This window comes from Tautonia rosea, from assembly GCF_012958305.1.
GTDB classification, from domain to species: domain Bacteria; phylum Planctomycetota; class Planctomycetia; order Isosphaerales; family Isosphaeraceae; genus Tautonia; species Tautonia rosea.
Map to the genome: position 1 here is coordinate 106214 of NZ_JABBYO010000002.1, position 15118 is coordinate 121331.

Below are 15118 nucleotides of genomic sequence, written 5' to 3' on the forward strand. Positions count from 1 at the left end.
CTTGCCGCGATCGGTTCCAATTCAGATATCCAGGATCAGCTCCGCAACCCAATCGGCCCCGTCGAGCGTCAGTGATGCCCCATGCTGGGTCACGGCCTTGACCTCGTGATCCAGGACGTGCCGCTCGCGGTCGATCGGTTCTCCGGCGATCGTGGCCTGGAGGTCCCGGCCGTCCTCAGAGAGCGTCAGCTCAAACCGGGTATAGAGTCGGTGCGTTGTCTCACACCGGAAGATCAGCTCGTTGAGCCAGTCGATGAGCAGATCGCCCGGCGTGTCAGCCTGAAGAGAAACGGTCTCGGTCTCGGCCGCTCGCACCTGTGCTCGGTTCACGACGATGTAATCAAAGAGCCCTTCGGCGGCCGTCCGGAACAGGTCGGTCAAGTCCCCCGCTCGGACCCGAAACCCGACGTCGGCCGTGTGCTCGAAATGCTCAACGGTCCCCATGACTCGGCTCCCCTCACGTCTCACTCGCCTGCCGCTTCGAAGACCGGTCCACACGCAAACCGGAGGCCCGGCAGCAGCGGCGTCTCACACGTTTCCGACGGACCAAACCGCTGTTCAGTCCAGCGCCCCCGCTCGCGACGAAGGACGAGCATCGACCGCTTCCCCGGATCAACGATCCAGTACTCCTTGACTCCGAATGCCAGATACTCCTCGCGCTTCTCCCGGTAATCCCGCTCTTCCGAACCGGGAGAGACGACCTCGACAACCACTTCCGGAATCCAGAGACCCCAGACCGCATTGCCTTCCACCGGCGCCGGGGTCAGGTAGACCGCCAGGTCCGGATGCCGCTCCGATTGCTGGTCTTCGAGGAGAATCTTGCATTCGCCTCCCCCGGCGATCGTATCGATGCTCCCTGGATGGGCAAGATCGTAAGCCGCGAACTGTCGGCGGATTGCGGTCAGGATGCGGAGATGTTTCGGCTTCGGAAGATCCGTCACGACGATTGCTCCCTTGCCCAGTTCATAGTGATAGCCCTCCACCACCTCGGCAAGCTCGAACTCGTCGAGGGTCATGCGCTGGCCGTGATCGGCCGGACCGATACGAACCGTTGTCTTCGGCATTGTCCGTCCTCCAGGGAGTCGTCCCGATCCTTTCCGAGTGCTGGTCGACCGACTAGATTAAGTCCGAGTTCCGACCTGGGCCACGGCGGCCCAAGGTGTCGGACACACCCCCACCAGGGAGGGATTCCCGATGATCGAAGAAGGCAGCGCTGCCCCCGATTTCAGCTTGGCCGATCAGCACGGCAAGAAGGTTTCGCTCAAGAAGCTCAAGGGAAAGGTCATCGTCCTCTATTTCTACCCGAAAGACGACACTCCCGGCTGTACCAAGGAGGCCTGTGCCTTTCGCGATGCCCGAGCCGATTACGAGGCGGCCGGAGCCGTGGTGCTCGGCGTTAGCCCCGACACCGTCGAGTCGCATCGGAAGTTCGCCGAGAAGTACGAACTGCCGTTCACCCTCCTGGCCGACCCGGACAAGGAGGTCATCCAGGCCTATGGGGTCTGGAAGGAGAAGAACATGTACGGCAAGAAGTCGATGGGGGTGGAGCGGACCACTGTCGTCATTGACAGCAAGGGAGTCGTCCGAAAGATCTTTCCGAAGGTCCGCGTTGACGGACACAGTGAGAAGATCCTTGAGGTCCTGCAGACGCTCTGAGGTCGGCCCCGGCCATCCGGCGACAGTAGGAAGGGGCCGAGGACTTGCCCTCGTGCCCGAGACGCTGGTCGAGGAGGCCACCGAGGTCCAGCCGGCGGCCTCGCGTCGCCCTCTGGGGCCTCGGCAGGGGGCGTCATGCTCCCCCTGCCTCTCGGAATCGTGTCATCCAAGGACCTGATCAGGTCGGGCGACCCGTGGGGCCAGGCCCGGCCTCTTGGAGTGAGCGTCCATCCGGTTACTCTTCGCCCACCACGGGATTGCGGAGCACGCCGACCCCTTCCAACTCGACTTCAACCACGTCTCCCGGCTTGATCTCCGAGGTTTCCCCTGGCGTTCCGGTGAAGATCAGGTCGCCCGGTTGCAAGGTGACGTACTGGCTGATGTAGCTGACCATGGTGGCGACATCGTGGATCAGGTGGTCGGTTCGCTCTTGCTGCATCACCTCACCATTCAGACGCAGCGTCATGAGCAGGTCGTCCGGGTTCAGCCCCGTGGCGATGTAAGGCCCGACCGGCCCGAAGGTGTCGGCCCCCTTGGCTCGCCACCACTGCACGTCCTTGTTCTCGGGGTCGTTCTGCCAGTAACGCTCGCTCACGTCGTTGCCGCAGGTCACCCCGAAGACGTACTCGTGCGCCTCCTCCTTCGACACCTTGCGGGTGGTCTTGCCGATGACGATGACCAGCTCGGCCTCAAAGTGGACCGGGCCGGGGGAATCCTTGGGAATGACAATGTTCCCGCCGTCGGCCACGAGGCTCGACGGGCTCTTGTAGAACGGCTGCGGGATGCGGAAAAGCGGCGGGATTTCCTCGTCTCCCAGGTGGCTCCGGTAGTTGCCGGCCAGGGCGAGCACCTGCGTCGGCTCGGTCGGGATCAAGACCGTCACATCTTCGAGCGCATAGGTGCGGTCGGTCTTGGAGAAGGAGCCGAACAGGTCACCGTCCAGCGCTCGAACGCGGTCCCCTTCCAGAATGCCATAACTTGTGGTTTCCCCCACCTGAAACCGCAGGTAGCGCTCACCTTCCTGTGCCGGATCGGCGGCGATGGCCGAGCTTGTGGAGAGAAACAGCCCCAGGATACCGAGCATCGGTGCCCAACTCGAACGTCTCATCATCAAGGCCCTTTTTGGGAGACGAGTCACGAATTCTCACTGCCGAGTCACGCCAAGGGCGGCAGTGTTCGAGGACCCAGTCTGGGCCAGTGGCAGCCAAAGAGCAACAGAAGACCCCGTCGGCCCTTGCCTCTGAGCGGCTCGATCTCCTGGGAGCGTGGGATACCCCCCCTCAGCTCGAATCACCCTGGACGGGCGTCTCAGAACTCATCAGCCGAGATGACTTCGTTGCCATCCCGAGTGCAGAGCGCCTGGAACGTCTGTTGCCGAATCGTTTCCTTGATGAACCGGACCGAGCCATCGGCAAGAAGGAAATTGGCCCCTCCGGGATGCCGGCTCCCGAAGTCCTCGACATGACGATTCGGGTGATTCGGCGTGCGGGGAGGGTCGGATAATCCCCGCCGTGCCGAGGACCATCGCCCACGCTTCCTCGGGCTCGGGAACAAACGTGTCGCCACCGCTTCCGACGATCATCGAGGTCTTGTACAGCCAGCCGCCCCGCTGGCGGGCGGCCCAGGTGGCATAGCTCAGTTCCTGGCTCCGCTCGCCGACGGCGATCGTCTGGCTCGTCCCGTCTCGGATGTCTCGGAAGCGGACGCCGCTGTTACGGTAGAAGACTCCCGTCCCCTCGCCGGGCGCATCGGCGATCCGGCCTATGCCATAAACGCCGACGTAGTTCGATGCCGGCAGCTCGGTGAGCGTCACCGAGTTGTCCGCGTCTCGGACCGGCACGAGGGACGGCATGTCGTCCGAGGGGCAGAGGAATGTCGAGCCCCGCACCGTCCGGGGCGTCCAGTTGGCCGGGTTGGCCGGGAGCAGCTCCAGGTTGATTGCGTCGTACAGCGCCTCTTGCTCGATCTGCCCGAGGATCTCCGTCCCCCAGGCCCATCCGGGGCCGAGGTCCGCGTTGGTGTCCGGGCTGACAGCGCTTGCATAGCCGGCCGGGAACTTGGAGCGGTTGTGAATCGCCAGGCCGATCTGCTTCAGGTGGTTGGCGCACCGCATCCGATTCGCTGCCTCTCGGGTGGCCTGCACGGCGGGCAGCAACAGGGCGATCAAGACACCGATGATCGCGATGACCACCAGCAGCTCGATCAGCGTGAAGCCCGGTCGCCGCCGGCATGGGGTGCGAGGGAGCAAGGGCATGAGAATCACGCTGACCTCTCGAAGGGATCCCCTCGCCGGCCCGTTCGAAAACAGCGAGGGGCTTCGGTCGAGACCAGCCTTGATCGATTCGTCGATCCGTCAGCCGACGAATCGGACGTACTCGTCTTCCGCGTCGATCGCAACGGGCAGGTCCAACTCGTCGCGACGACCGGCCAGGTGGCGTTCGAGCTTTCGGAGCGCCTTGTACTTCTCGTCGCTGACGCGGGCCGGATTCAGGGCGAGCGTCTCGGCAATCTCGGGAACGGTCCAGCCGCGGGTCCACAACTCGACGATCCGATCCTGTCGAGGAGACAGCACGGCTCGGCGGGCGGCTTCCAGAATCTCACCCAACTCCAGACGATTGCGGTCGTCGTCCGAAGCAAAGGCCGAGGCGGTCTCATCAAGCGGTTGATACTTCTTCGACCGTTGCACACGTTTGCGGACCATGTCGATAGCCCGGACCAGCTCGCGACGCTCGGGGGTGTCGTCGGCCAGCACGAGGTTCAGGTCAAGCTGCCCATCGCGGGCCTTGCCCAGCAATCGGACACAGACCTCCTGGGTGCAATCGTCCCAGAGGCTCGGGTCCAGGTGCGCGTTCTTCCAGCAGACGGTGCAGTACCGCTGGATGTCGCGCACCAGGTCCGATTCCCGGGCGTTCGCCGTGAAGGCGGCCAGGCCGATGACCAGCGCCGTGACGGCCGGGGCCGACTGGCGAATGCTCCGGCTCGGGCTTGGACTCGACGGCGAAGGCTTCGTCACTGGAGGGTGTTGGGGTGAATCACTCATCAATCGCTGAACTCCTCCTCGATCCGATCAGGGGCCGCGTCGTGCGACCGTTGCGGTCCTGAGCCGTCCTCGGATCCATCGGACAGCCTGACCGCTCAATCTGGCTGATTTGTCCGGGGTTTTCTCGGGAAGTCAAGGGAAGACTGCCCAGTGAGCTTCAATCCTCCGAGGGGAATTGACGATCGAGTCGGGGGCGTCGGGGGGTCACGATCGTCCAGTCTTGCTGAAGGGCGAGTTTCCTGAGCTTGCGCCCGGGACGTACGACTACTGCACGTCCAACGCGCTGCAGCAAGGCTCGGTCGCTCCAATTATCTGCGTAAGCGACCGCCAAGTCCATGTCGATCCCGCGTTCTTCGGCCCAGCGTTCGGCCCAGTGCAGTTTCCCTTCGCCATAACAGGGGGGGCCGGGGCCGATGCCCGCGATCCTCCCTTGCTCGACTCGGAACGGAGTGGTCAACATGTCGGTGCATCCGAGATAGATGCTCAGCGGGGCGATGACCGGGGCCGGAGACGATGAGACGAGCACCAGCGGCGTGCCGGAATAGCGAAGGTGGTTCAGATGCTCGACCACGCCTTCGTAGAGCCTGGGCTTCACATGGTGCTTGAAATTCTCATAGGCCGCACGTTCGAGTTCGACCAGGGGAATCTCCCGGATGAGTTGTAAGCCGTAGTCGAGCAACCTGCCGTAGTCGAGCCGACCGAACTTGTGCCGGAACCCGTGCAGGGCGGCCCGAAACAGGAGCGACTGGTCGATCATCCCTCGGCGTCGGAGCAGCTTGCCGTAGAGATAACTGGTCGTCTCGGCCAGCAAGGTGCCATCGACGTCAAGAAAGGCCACCGCAGGGGGAGCGTCAAAGCTTGGCCAGGTCACGATGACCCTCCCCCGCCGCCCGCGAGACGACCAATTGTCTCGGCCAGGCTCCGGGCGCGATCGGCCTCGGCGGCCTCGGCGATAACCCGGATAATCGGCTCGGTGTTGCTCGCTCGGATGTGGACCCAGGCGTCCGGCCAGTCGAGCCGAAGACCGTCGCGACGCTCGGCGGTCGCCTCGGGGTGGGTGTTGGAAATGCGATCGAGAATCGCGGCGATCGGCTCCGATCCGGTCGGGAACTTCGTTTTGAGCATGGAAAACCGCGGCAATTCATCGACCAGGTTCGAGAGGGGTTTGCCGATCGCTGCCATCAAGTCGAGCACCAGGGCCATGCCCACCAGCGAATCGCGGACCCAACCGATCCGGGGGTCGATCACCCCTCCGTTACCCTCGCCCCCGATCACGGCCTGCGATGCCTGCATTCCCTCGACCACATTGATTTCACCCACCGGGGTTCGGATCACCTCGCAACCGAACCCACGGGCGACCTCCTCGGCGGCTCGGGAGGTCGAGAGGTTCATGACGACCGGGCCTGTCTGCTGGCCGAGTCGATGCCGGACGCACAGGGCGAGCGTCAGTTCCTCGCCAATGTAACGGCCGGTCTCGTCGATGATGGCCAGCCGGTCTGCATCGGGGTCGAGCGCGAAGCCGATGTCGGCCCCGATCGCCGGGATGATGGCCGTCAACTCGCGGAGGTTCTCCTCGGTCGGCTCTGGAGTGTGGTCGTACAGGCCGTCCGGATCGCCTCCGAGGAGGCGAAGGTCGCAGTTGAGCTGTCGGAGCATCCACGAGGCCAGGTACCCCCCCGCGCCGTGGTTGGCATCGACCACGACCCGGAACCGGCGTCGGGTGATTGCCAGCGGATCGATCAGCCCAAGGACCTTCGCGGCGTGAATGGCCTGGTCGCCGGCGTCGCGATCAATCCGTCCGAGGCGGTCGAAGGGAACCCATCGGAACGCCCGACGCTCGAAGCGGTCGAGCATGGCCCGCCCCGCGTCCCGGCCGAGGACCGAGCCGCTGGCCTGGAAGAATTTCAGGCCGTTGTATTCGCTCGGGTTGTGCGAGGCGGAGATCTGGATCCCACCGTCGGCACCCTCCTCCCGGACGAGGAAACCAACCGTCGGTGTCATGGCCGGACCAAGTGCCTGGGCGTGACAACCCGAGGCGGAGAGGCCCGACAGGACGGCGCCGAGCATCATCTCGGCCGATCGTCGGCCGTCGTGACCGACGAGGATCGTGGGAGCGTCCTTGCCCGACCGGGCGACAACCTCGGCCGCATAGGCCGCCGCAAAGGCGGTCACGTCGACCGGATCGAGGCCATCACCGATGATCCCTCGAAGTCCCGAGATGCTGGCGATCCGAGTCCCCATGCCTTGCTGCCTTTCGGAGAGACGCGGGCCGAGCCGACCCGGTCGGACCCACTCACCAAACTCTAAGAAACGGTGCCCCGAACGGGCAAGCCAATGGCGACCTCAAGCCATCGAGCCGGCAGGCCTTTGGTTGGTGCTCTCGTGAGATTCCGGGTGTCGGCACCAGAAAGCTTGCGTGGCGTTGGAAGCCACAAGGGTCTTGGCCGAAGTCTTCGAGAATTCGACCATGCCCAACTGCTGGAACAGCAAGGGGTTGGGCGCAGCCGCCAGGGTGGGCAACCGAATGTTCGGTGGCTCGGCACAACTCCTGCCTTATGCTTTCGGAGCGGAAGGAAACGGATCTTCCGGCTGGGTCGCGATGCCGCGATCGCGACCGGATCCGTCGGATGAGTTGAGTTCCTCGAACGAGGTCCGAGCCATGCCCCTGAGAAGCCGAGCCGGCACTCTGCTCCTGCTGATCGGCGGACTGGCCCTGGTGGGTTGGATGGGCTATGCCCTGACCTACCAGGGGGAGTCGTCCGGCTCCGATCGCCGGGCGAGCGGCGTGGTAGACGTGGCGGTCTTTCTCCCCGACCGCTCCGACTGGGCCGACTTCCGTGAGGGAGTGCTCATCAGCCAGCGCCGGGGATTGCTCGGCGACGTGGTGGAGCAACCCGAGACGATGACCTTCCGGACCGCCGAGCATGGCCGAGCGGTGCGACTCTCCTGGTTTGAGGGTTCGGGGGTGGTCACGACTCGGGATCGGGTCAATCGGTTGATCGACCGGCCGATCGCACCCATCGCCTTCATCGGGTCCAACAACACGGTGCTGACCGCCGGGCTGGCTGAGGCGCTTCACGGGGCGGTCGATCGCCGACGAGGGTCGGGTCTGCGGCCGGACCCGGTCTTGCTGGTTCCCTGGGCAACGACGGTCCGGGTCGACCGGCCGGGGGCGGCGTCCTTGCCGTTGCTCGACCTGTACCCGGGGCGGACCTTCCGGTTCTGCCCGAACAACCGGCAGGAGGCGGAGCTGGTCTCTCGGGTCGTGGCGGATCAGGAGGGGGAACCGACCGGTGTGGTTTTGATGGTCGATGGTAACGACCCGTACTCCCGCGATCTGGCCGAGGGGTTCGAGCGAGCGATTGGCCTGGTCGCTCCGGAGGCGAAGGTGGTGATCCGACGGCTCGACCTGTCGTCTCCCGGCCTGCTGGGCTCGGACGACCGACCGGGGCCTGCCGAGCTGGAGGAGGCCGACCGCATCTGGCGGTTCGTGGCCGAATCGCCGGGAGAGGAGCCGGTCTGGGCCGTCTTGCCGTTGCAAGGGAGTCCGACTCGCCGGATGATCCGGGCGTTGGTCGATCGTTCCGGGCCGATTGGTCCTCGAGACCTCTCGCGGTTGCAGGTGCTTTGCGGCGACGGGATCGGTCGGACGACCCTGGATACGCTGGCCGGTCGTTGCACGTTGCCGGTCTGGTGCGTCTCGTCGGGGACACTGCCCGAGGTCGAAGGAGCAATGCTTGACCTGGGGGCCGCTCAGATTCCGGCCGAGATCATTGCTGCCCTGGTTCGGGTGCTCGATCAGCCCGATTCGCCGCCGGATTTGGCCTCGGCTCTGGCCGAACTGGACCTGTCGGCCGAAGACCCGGCAGCCTTTGGACGATCGCTGGCCTTCGAACCTTCGGGAGAGCGCCGGGCAGCGGATCTGGGGCATGTCCTGGCGATTGTGCCGGGTCAATCCGAAGTGCTTGCCTTTGGACCTCCTCGCGTGGAAGACCTGGGGGGTGAGCCGCGATCCCGCCGATCGCTGGCCGGAGCCTCTCCGGATAATCCCTCCCGGGCGACCCGTTGAGCGGACCTCGACCTGGGAGTGTGAGAAGGGACGGGTGGGATCCTCCGCGAAGCGATCCAACCCAGTAGACTGGTACGGGTTCATTGGGGTTGCGGTTCTCGTTCGGGGTCTGGCTCCGTTCGGTGGTGATCCGTTCGAGGGCCCCGATGGCTGCTCCTCGGCCTGGACCTTTGCCCGATGTCTCTTGCGCGACGCCTGGCGACTGCGACCCGGAAACCGGTGGAGACGCTCGGTGCGCCGGGGATGATCGTGGGGGTGGTCTCGGTGGCGGCCCTCGGGTTCAGTTTGATCGTGCTGGCCCGTGAGTACGACCGGCTGCGGAGAACCGGGCGCGAGGTCTCGGAGCGTTCGATCGAGTCGTGGGCTCGGGCGACTCCGGTCGATGAGGTGGGCCGGACCCTGGCCGATTATGCCGACGCCTGGCGATCGCAGCCGGACGACCCGGTCTTGCTCGGTCGGGTTCGCGAAGCGTTGGCCGCCCTCGGAGGGTCGGCCGAGCTGAGCGACCCTCGGTTTGCGGTTGTGGCGATCGAGCGGCTGGAGCTGACGCTTGCTGACGGCACTCCGCAGGCCTCGTGGTTCAGCCAGACCCCCTCGATGCCGGGGATCGCGGCGGAGGAACGTCGGTTGATTCTGCTCGACGGCCAGTCGGAGTCGGGGGCGGTGCCGGCGGTCGGGCTGGTCGTCAGCTACCGAGCGGGGGCGTTGGTCGAGGAGACGCTTGCGGGTCTGGAAACGTCGTATCGGAGGCTCCTGCTGGCGGTGCTGGGGTTGTCGGGATACTCGTTGCTCTGCCTGCTGGCGATGGTCCTTCAGGTCCGGGTGCTCAGTGACCGGGCGGCCCGCGAGTCGGCCCAGCGGGCGACGCTCGACCTGGCCGATCGGACCTGTCACGAGCTGGGCAACGTCGTCTTCGTCCTGGCCAACGAGCGCCGAAACCTGGCCAACCACCTCGACCAGTTCGACCTCCTGCTCGACCGCCTCCCCGATGCCCTGGCCGATGCCCTGCTCGATGCCGGGATCGACCCCTCGAAGGTCACCCGGGTCCGACGCGCCTTCGAGCGTCGCCTGGCCGACGAGGGGCTCGACCCCGAGGTGGATCTGCGGACCGGCTCGGACATTGCCCGAGACGTGGCCCGACAGATCAGCGTCTGCTCGCAGTACATCGCCCTGACGGTCCGGGAACTGGACGGCTACCTGAAGCAGTCATCCCTTCCGGTCGAGCCGGTGCCGATGCCCGTGGGCGAGGCGATCGACGAGGCCCTGACCCTGCTCGGCCCCCGGATCGAGTCGGCCTCGGCCACGGTCGATCGCCCTTCGGCCGAGGGGCTTGAGCTGCGGGTCCGGGCCGATCGTCGGTTGCTCGTCCATGCTCTGGTCAACCTGTTCAAGAACGCCCTGGAGGCCACCTCGACGACCCCGTCCGGCGCCCCGCCCCGGATCACCCTTTCGAGCGACCGGCACGGCCCCCTCGTCCGGATCGGTGTGCGCGACAATGGCCCCGGCGTTCCCGATGCCGTCGCCCCCCGCCTCTTCCAGGCCGGCACCTCCACCAAGGGTGCTGGTCGCGGCCGAGGCCTGGCGATCGCTTCCGACTCCATCCAGGCCCAGGGCGGGACCCTTAGCCTCGCTCCGTCCAACGGCTCCGGGGCCTGCTTCCTGATCGAGCTTCCGGCTGCGAGCGACGAGCCGGTGTGAACGGGGCTGGGAACGGGATCGGTGCGCTTCGGTGCGCAGGGCGACTTTGTGTCCTGGAAAGGACTTACGTCGCAATAATGGGTTCGCTCCGTCACGGTGCACTGGGGAAGCGTTGTGAGGGTCGGTCCAGGCCGGGTTGATCCGGAGCCAGGGGCCCGATCCTTCGCGGAAATCGATCCCGAGCGGGGTTCGACGCGGCCGGTGCGCGGGTCGGTGCGCTGAAGATTCCGAAGGGAATCTTTTGTCTCGTACGAGGTTGCGGCGCGAAAATGGGTTCGCTCCGTCACGGTGCGCTGAAGTCAGGGTTGTCGGTGAAGGGAAGGATCGGGACGGAAGACGTCGGCTTGGATCGGATGGGCTCTCGGTGCGCTCGATCATTGGCTGGGGCGTGTTCGGTGCGCCGTCGGGTACGCGTTGTGGGCGCAGACGGCTGCGCCTCTGGTGGAGGTTGCAAGGTAGGCTGCTCCGGGTTTTCAAAGAGCGATGAGGTCACTCGCGAGGGTGACGGTTGAGAGGTGATCGGGGTTCCGAGGACGATCGGTTGGCAAGGGAGCAGGGGTGTCCTGATCAGGAAACAGTGGGAATCGTCCGTCATTGTAAGTATCGTGATTTTGGGCAGCCAAAATAGGAAAATCGGGAGAATCCCTGGAACTCGGATCGAAGGATCATGCCGCATTCCTTGAAACCGGAGGAGGAGAACCGGGCATAGCAAAGGGAGGAGCGCACACGAGCACCAGCGCCGGGCGTCGTGGATCGGCGTGGGGGTGATCGGCAACAAGGGGGCGGCCGGATGTCAAGACGGTTGTCGGGGGATGTGATCCGGCAGATCGGGGTGATCTTCCGAGGGGGCACGGTCGTGGGCCTCGGGGATGAGGAGCTGCTGGAGCGCTTCGTCGATCGGGACGACCGCGCGGTGGCCGAGGCCGCCTTCCAGGCGATCGTCACCCGGCACGGGCCGATGGTCCTGTCCGTCTGCCGACGATCGCTTTCGGACCCGGCCGACGCGGAGGATGCCTTCCAGGCGACGTTCCTCGTGCTGGCGAGAAAGGCCCGATCGGTCCGGGTGAGGGATGGATCGCTCGGGCCGTGGCTCCGAGGCGTCGCGCGGAAGGTGGCTCGCAAGGCGCATTGTCAGGCGATGCGGCGGCCGGACGGTCGCGGATCGATCGTGCCCGAGGTCGTGTCGACGGCCTCGGGGCCGATCGAGGCGGCGGAGTCTCGGGAGCGGGCCGTCCTGCTGCGGAACGAGGTGGCTCGGCTGCCGGAGCATTACCGGCAGGCGGTGGAGCTGTGCCACCTGGAAGGCCAGAGCATCGACGAGGCCGCCGCGGCGCTCGGCCGCCCGAGCGGGACGATCAAGGTCCGCCTGGCTCGGGCTCGGGCCTTGCTTCGCGTTCGATTGAGTCGTCGGGGGCTTTCCCCCGATCCCCTGCCGGTCGTGCCGGCGGCCTTGATCGCCCGGACGGTCCGGGTGGTGGCGGTGGACACCTTCCGATCGGCCGGGGTGGCGGGGTTGGGGGCGTTCGGTTCCGGGGCGGTGGTCACACTTGCGGAAGGAGCAATCACGATGATGGCATGGGCGAAGGTTCAGGGCGCGGGCGTGGCGTTGCTTTCGCTCGGGGTGACGGTCGCGGCGGTCGGGGGCCTGACGGCGGGAGGGGGGGACGGGGAGCTTGGGGACGCGGTTGCCGTCCCCCAGGGGACGGGTCAACCGGCGGGAGTCTCGCCCGTCGACGGGAATAAGATCCCGCCTCGAGATGCGGCGTTTGTTGCCGATCAAATCGAGTTCAGGAAGGAGTTACTGGCCGAGGTTCAGAAGAACCTCCAACTCCTCGAACGGTCGAAACGTCTGGGAGAACTGGAGATCGAGTCTCTGGAGATCCAGATTCGTGACCTCGAAGAGGAGTTGAACGACCTTCAGAAGGCGGAGCGAGAGGCAATGCCACCGGCCGGGCAAGGGGATGGTCCCTTCGATCTGCCGCCGGAACGATCACCCTTCGATGAGGACGATGTGAAGCCCGAGATCGGCGCCCGGCGGAACCCCGAGGCGGATCGGGAGAAGGGCCGATTGCCCGAACCGCCGGAGTGGGTGTCGCCCGAGGCTCCTCGGAAGTGGGAGCGATCGGAGAATGCCGCTCCCGAGTACGTGGTGGAACCGCCGGACCTGCTCCGCGTTGAGGTCCTGGAGGCGTTGCCGGGTCGGCCGATCACCGGGGAACGTCTGGTGCAGCCCGACGGGAGGGTGTCGCTCGAATTCTACGGAGAACTGTACGTCGAGGGACTGACCGTGCCGGAGATCAAGGAGAAGGTGGTCCTCCACCTTCGTCGGTTCCTGAGCGACGATTCGCTCGGGCTGATCGAGTTTAATCCGAGGACATCCGAATATGTGATGATCCACCCAAGAGACACGAACCGCGTGTTCGTGGATGTGACCGGATACAACAGCAAGGTGATTTACCTCCATGGAGACGTGGTCCAGCCGGGCAGGATTGTGATGAATTTCCGGGAGACCGTCCTCGACGTGATCATCCAGGCGGGCGGCCTTCTGCCGTCGGCCGATCCGGGGAACATCCGGCTGGTCCGGCCTCCTTCGGAAAGGGGCGAGGGAGAGGCCGAGGTGCTGCCGATCGACTGGGAGGGGATCGTCGAGCGGGGCGAATCCGAGACGAACTACACGCTGAAGCCGGGGGATCGCATCCTGGTGGGTCGAAAGACCGAGCAGCCCGACGCCCGGCAGATCGTTGAGGCTTGGTTCCTGGAGGATGAGGAGGTTCGGAGCACGCGGGAGGCGGTGCTTGACCTCGATCGTCAATATCAGGAGACCCGACAACGCACTCGCAATACGGATGCCCCGGCCTTCAAACGCCTGGAAGTCGATCGCCAATTTCGGTTGAAACGGTATTTTGACCTTTGGTCCGCTCGGGAGCCTGAATATCGCTCCAGGCTTGCCGACGAGTTCGGGTTGGACTGGGACCCGGTCTGGATGAAAGGTGGTCCGCCGGCCATCGAGAATGAGTCGAGGGATGCGCCGGCGGAGACCTTGGGCGATCCGGGAACGAATGAGATGACCCTGCCGGAAGTCGAGCGGACGATGCGAAGGCTGGAAGACAAGCTGGATGCGTTGATGGAGCGGATCGAGCCACAACCGGACCCAGCCGGGGACGAGGGAGGAGGAACCGGGTTCTGAGTCGATCCCCGAGGACGATTCTCAGGGACCTGACGCGCCCAGCGGGAAGACTCGGCAAAAGGGAATGGGGAGTCCTGGCGTTTCCGAGCCGTCGGGGGTGATGAGAAACTCATTCCGAGGAATCCGAACGAGGAGGCCAACGCCATGCCGACCGATCGAGCGAACGATTTGCGGCAGTTTTGCGAGTTTGCCGATGCGATCCTCGCCAATGGCGGCGCGGAGGGTTGAGGGGCACCCTTGAACATGCGACGACTACTTGGCCTGGTCGGGCAGGCGGCTTCGGATCAAAGGTGGTGAGGGCGACCGGATCCTTGCCGATGACGGTTCGGTGCCGAGGAGGTGAACATGCCGACGGATGAGGTGCTTGAGCAGCGGGTCGCGGCGGTGGAGGTCGCGATCGCGGAGATTCACCGACGGCTGAAAGGGAACGAGCCCGAGGCGGCTTGGGTCGAGCGATTTCGGGGGGCGTTCAAGGACGAGCCGGCGTTTGCGGAGGTCATTGCGCTCGGGCGGGTGGTCCGGCGCGAGAATCGACCCGAAGGATTGGGTTCGTGAACCATCAGGGGACGACGGTGACGGAGCCAAACTGTCGGAAGTGCTGATCGAGCGCGAGCGCTGTCGTGATCTCAAGGCGCTCGATCACCACCTTGCTTGTACAGTCGGTGAAGCTCCATCCCTTGTCGTCGAAGCGACGGAATGTCTCCCAGGCGAGGCGGATTTCCGTCTCACTCAGGACGTAAAGTCGGGCCAGATCCCCTCTGAAGATGTGATCACCGAAGGCGATCGCCAGGGTTGTGTGCCCTCGCGATCGGAAGAGAGTCAGCGTTTCATCCACCACGTAATCTGTGGTCAGGAGTGGTTCGGTCTGGGTTGCAAGCCAGCGAACAACCTGGAGATGATCCACCTCCGAGGGTACCAGCCTGGAGTACCAGGCCCCGGTATCCACGAAGATCATTGTGCGTCCCCCTCGCCGTAGAGGTGGGTATCGTGGTCACGTCCGACCTGCGTCGGTACGTGTTCGACCCGGGCAAGCGAGGTCAGTTCGTCGAGGATTTCGTTCACGTTGCGGGAGGAGGGCTGTTCCACGGCCTTCGGGGTTACGACGACCTCAACCCTCGTGCCTTCGGCCAGGTCGATGGGCTTCGCCAGGCGGAGAACGCCGTTCTGATAGACTGCCTCGACCACTGTGATCGACATGATGGACTGTCCTTGACTGGCGAAAGAACCGGGACGTCTCGGAGGGATGACGCTGAGGAGCCCAGAGAACTGGCCGGTCCCTCAACTTCATTGCAGCGTGTTGAAGACGGGACTGTCAATCGCTGTGATGCGCGGGGCAACTCGCGCGCTGCCCCAAAACCGAGGGTCCCGGGCCGGACCGGAGGAACCCTGGACCTTATCAGCTTGATCCGGCATGATCAACGCATCATAAGAATCCCGCTCCAGAACGTCTCTTTGGGGAGATGACATC

Annotated in this window: 13 protein-coding genes and 2 pseudogenes; 5 read left to right on the forward strand and 10 right to left on the reverse strand. The window is 65.0% G+C overall.

Annotation, left to right across the window (positions count from 1 at the left end):
* Positions 1 to 21: 21 nt before the first annotated feature.
* Both HG800_RS03170 and HG800_RS03175 read right to left on the reverse strand, forming a co-directional pair.
* Positions 22 to 444 carry an archease gene (locus HG800_RS03170; protein ID WP_169973707.1) on the reverse strand — a complete coding sequence of 141 codons (423 nt, stop codon included), beginning with the start codon at positions 442 to 444 and terminating at the stop codon, positions 22 to 24.
* Positions 445 to 464: 20 nt separating this feature from the next.
* Positions 465 to 1064, reverse strand: a complete 600-nt coding sequence (locus tag HG800_RS03175) for a Uma2 family endonuclease (protein ID WP_206352115.1) — start codon at positions 1062 to 1064, stop codon at positions 465 to 467.
* 130 nt (positions 1065 to 1194) lie between these two features.
* On the opposite strand from HG800_RS03175, the gene bcp reads away from it, so the two are divergent.
* Positions 1195 to 1656 (forward strand): thioredoxin-dependent thiol peroxidase, encoded by a 462-nt coding sequence (gene bcp / locus HG800_RS03180; RefSeq protein ID WP_169973709.1) that lies wholly within the window; start codon positions 1195 to 1197, stop codon positions 1654 to 1656.
* Between the two features lie 235 nt (positions 1657 to 1891).
* Here bcp and HG800_RS03185 read toward each other — a convergent pair whose 3' ends face one another.
* From HG800_RS03185 to glmM, 6 genes and pseudogenes are all read right to left on the reverse strand, one after another.
* Positions 1892 to 2740 (reverse strand): fumarylacetoacetate hydrolase family protein, encoded by an 849-nt coding sequence (locus tag HG800_RS03185; RefSeq protein WP_169973711.1) that lies wholly within the window; start codon positions 2738 to 2740, stop codon positions 1892 to 1894.
* Positions 2741 to 2964: 224 nt separating this feature from the next.
* Positions 2965 to 3126 (reverse strand): annotated as a pseudogene (locus HG800_RS27195) (H-X9-DG-CTERM domain-containing protein); the annotation flags it as partial.
* A pseudogene (locus tag HG800_RS03190) lies at positions 3068 to 3910 on the reverse strand (DUF1559 family PulG-like putative transporter); the annotation flags it as partial. The pseudogenes HG800_RS03190 and HG800_RS27195, both read right to left, overlap by 59 nt.
* Before the next feature lie 99 nt (positions 3911 to 4009).
* Positions 4010 to 4696 (reverse strand): sigma-70 family RNA polymerase sigma factor, encoded by a 687-nt coding sequence (locus HG800_RS03195; RefSeq protein ID WP_169973713.1) that lies wholly within the window; start codon positions 4694 to 4696, stop codon positions 4010 to 4012.
* Positions 4697 to 4853: 157 nt separating this feature from the next.
* The gene (locus HG800_RS03200; protein WP_169973715.1) at positions 4854 to 5567 is read right to left on the reverse strand and encodes an HAD family hydrolase; all 714 of its coding nucleotides are present in this window, start codon (positions 5565 to 5567) and stop codon (positions 4854 to 4856) included.
* Complete coding sequence (gene glmM / locus HG800_RS03205) at positions 5564 to 6937, reverse strand: phosphoglucosamine mutase (RefSeq protein WP_169973717.1); 1374 nt, start codon at positions 6935 to 6937, stop codon at positions 5564 to 5566. The genes HG800_RS03200 and glmM overlap by 4 nt, the downstream gene beginning before the upstream one ends.
* Positions 6938 to 7355: 418 nt before the next feature.
* On the opposite strand from glmM, the gene HG800_RS03210 reads away from it, so the two are divergent.
* The 4 genes from HG800_RS03210 (at position 7356) to HG800_RS03225 (ending at position 14205) form a co-directional block, all read left to right on the forward strand.
* Positions 7356 to 8765: an ABC transporter substrate-binding protein gene (locus HG800_RS03210; RefSeq protein WP_169973719.1), complete on the forward strand. Its 1410-nt coding sequence runs from the start codon at positions 7356 to 7358 to the stop codon at positions 8763 to 8765.
* Positions 8766 to 8942: 177 nt separating this feature from the next.
* Positions 8943 to 10463: a sensor histidine kinase gene (locus HG800_RS03215; protein WP_169973722.1), complete on the forward strand. Its 1521-nt coding sequence runs from the start codon at positions 8943 to 8945 to the stop codon at positions 10461 to 10463.
* A 790-nt stretch (positions 10464 to 11253) separates the two neighbouring features.
* Positions 11254 to 13650 (forward strand): sigma-70 family RNA polymerase sigma factor, encoded by a 2397-nt coding sequence (locus HG800_RS03220; RefSeq protein WP_169973724.1) that lies wholly within the window; start codon positions 11254 to 11256, stop codon positions 13648 to 13650.
* A 345-nt stretch (positions 13651 to 13995) separates the two neighbouring features.
* Positions 13996 to 14205: a hypothetical protein gene (locus tag HG800_RS03225; protein WP_169973515.1), complete on the forward strand. Its 210-nt coding sequence runs from the start codon at positions 13996 to 13998 to the stop codon at positions 14203 to 14205.
* A gap of 4 nt (positions 14206 to 14209) precedes the next feature.
* Here HG800_RS03225 and HG800_RS03230 read toward each other — a convergent pair whose 3' ends face one another.
* Together HG800_RS03230 and HG800_RS03235 are read right to left on the reverse strand one after the other, a co-directional pair.
* Positions 14210 to 14605, reverse strand: a complete 396-nt coding sequence (locus HG800_RS03230) for a type II toxin-antitoxin system VapC family toxin (RefSeq protein WP_169973726.1) — start codon at positions 14603 to 14605, stop codon at positions 14210 to 14212.
* A complete protein-coding gene (locus HG800_RS03235; protein WP_169973728.1) occupies positions 14602 to 14847 on the reverse strand; it encodes an antitoxin family protein in 246 nt (81 codons plus the stop codon). Before HG800_RS03235 ends, HG800_RS03230 begins: the two co-directional genes overlap by 4 nt.
* Positions 14848 to 15118 lie beyond the last annotated feature (271 nt).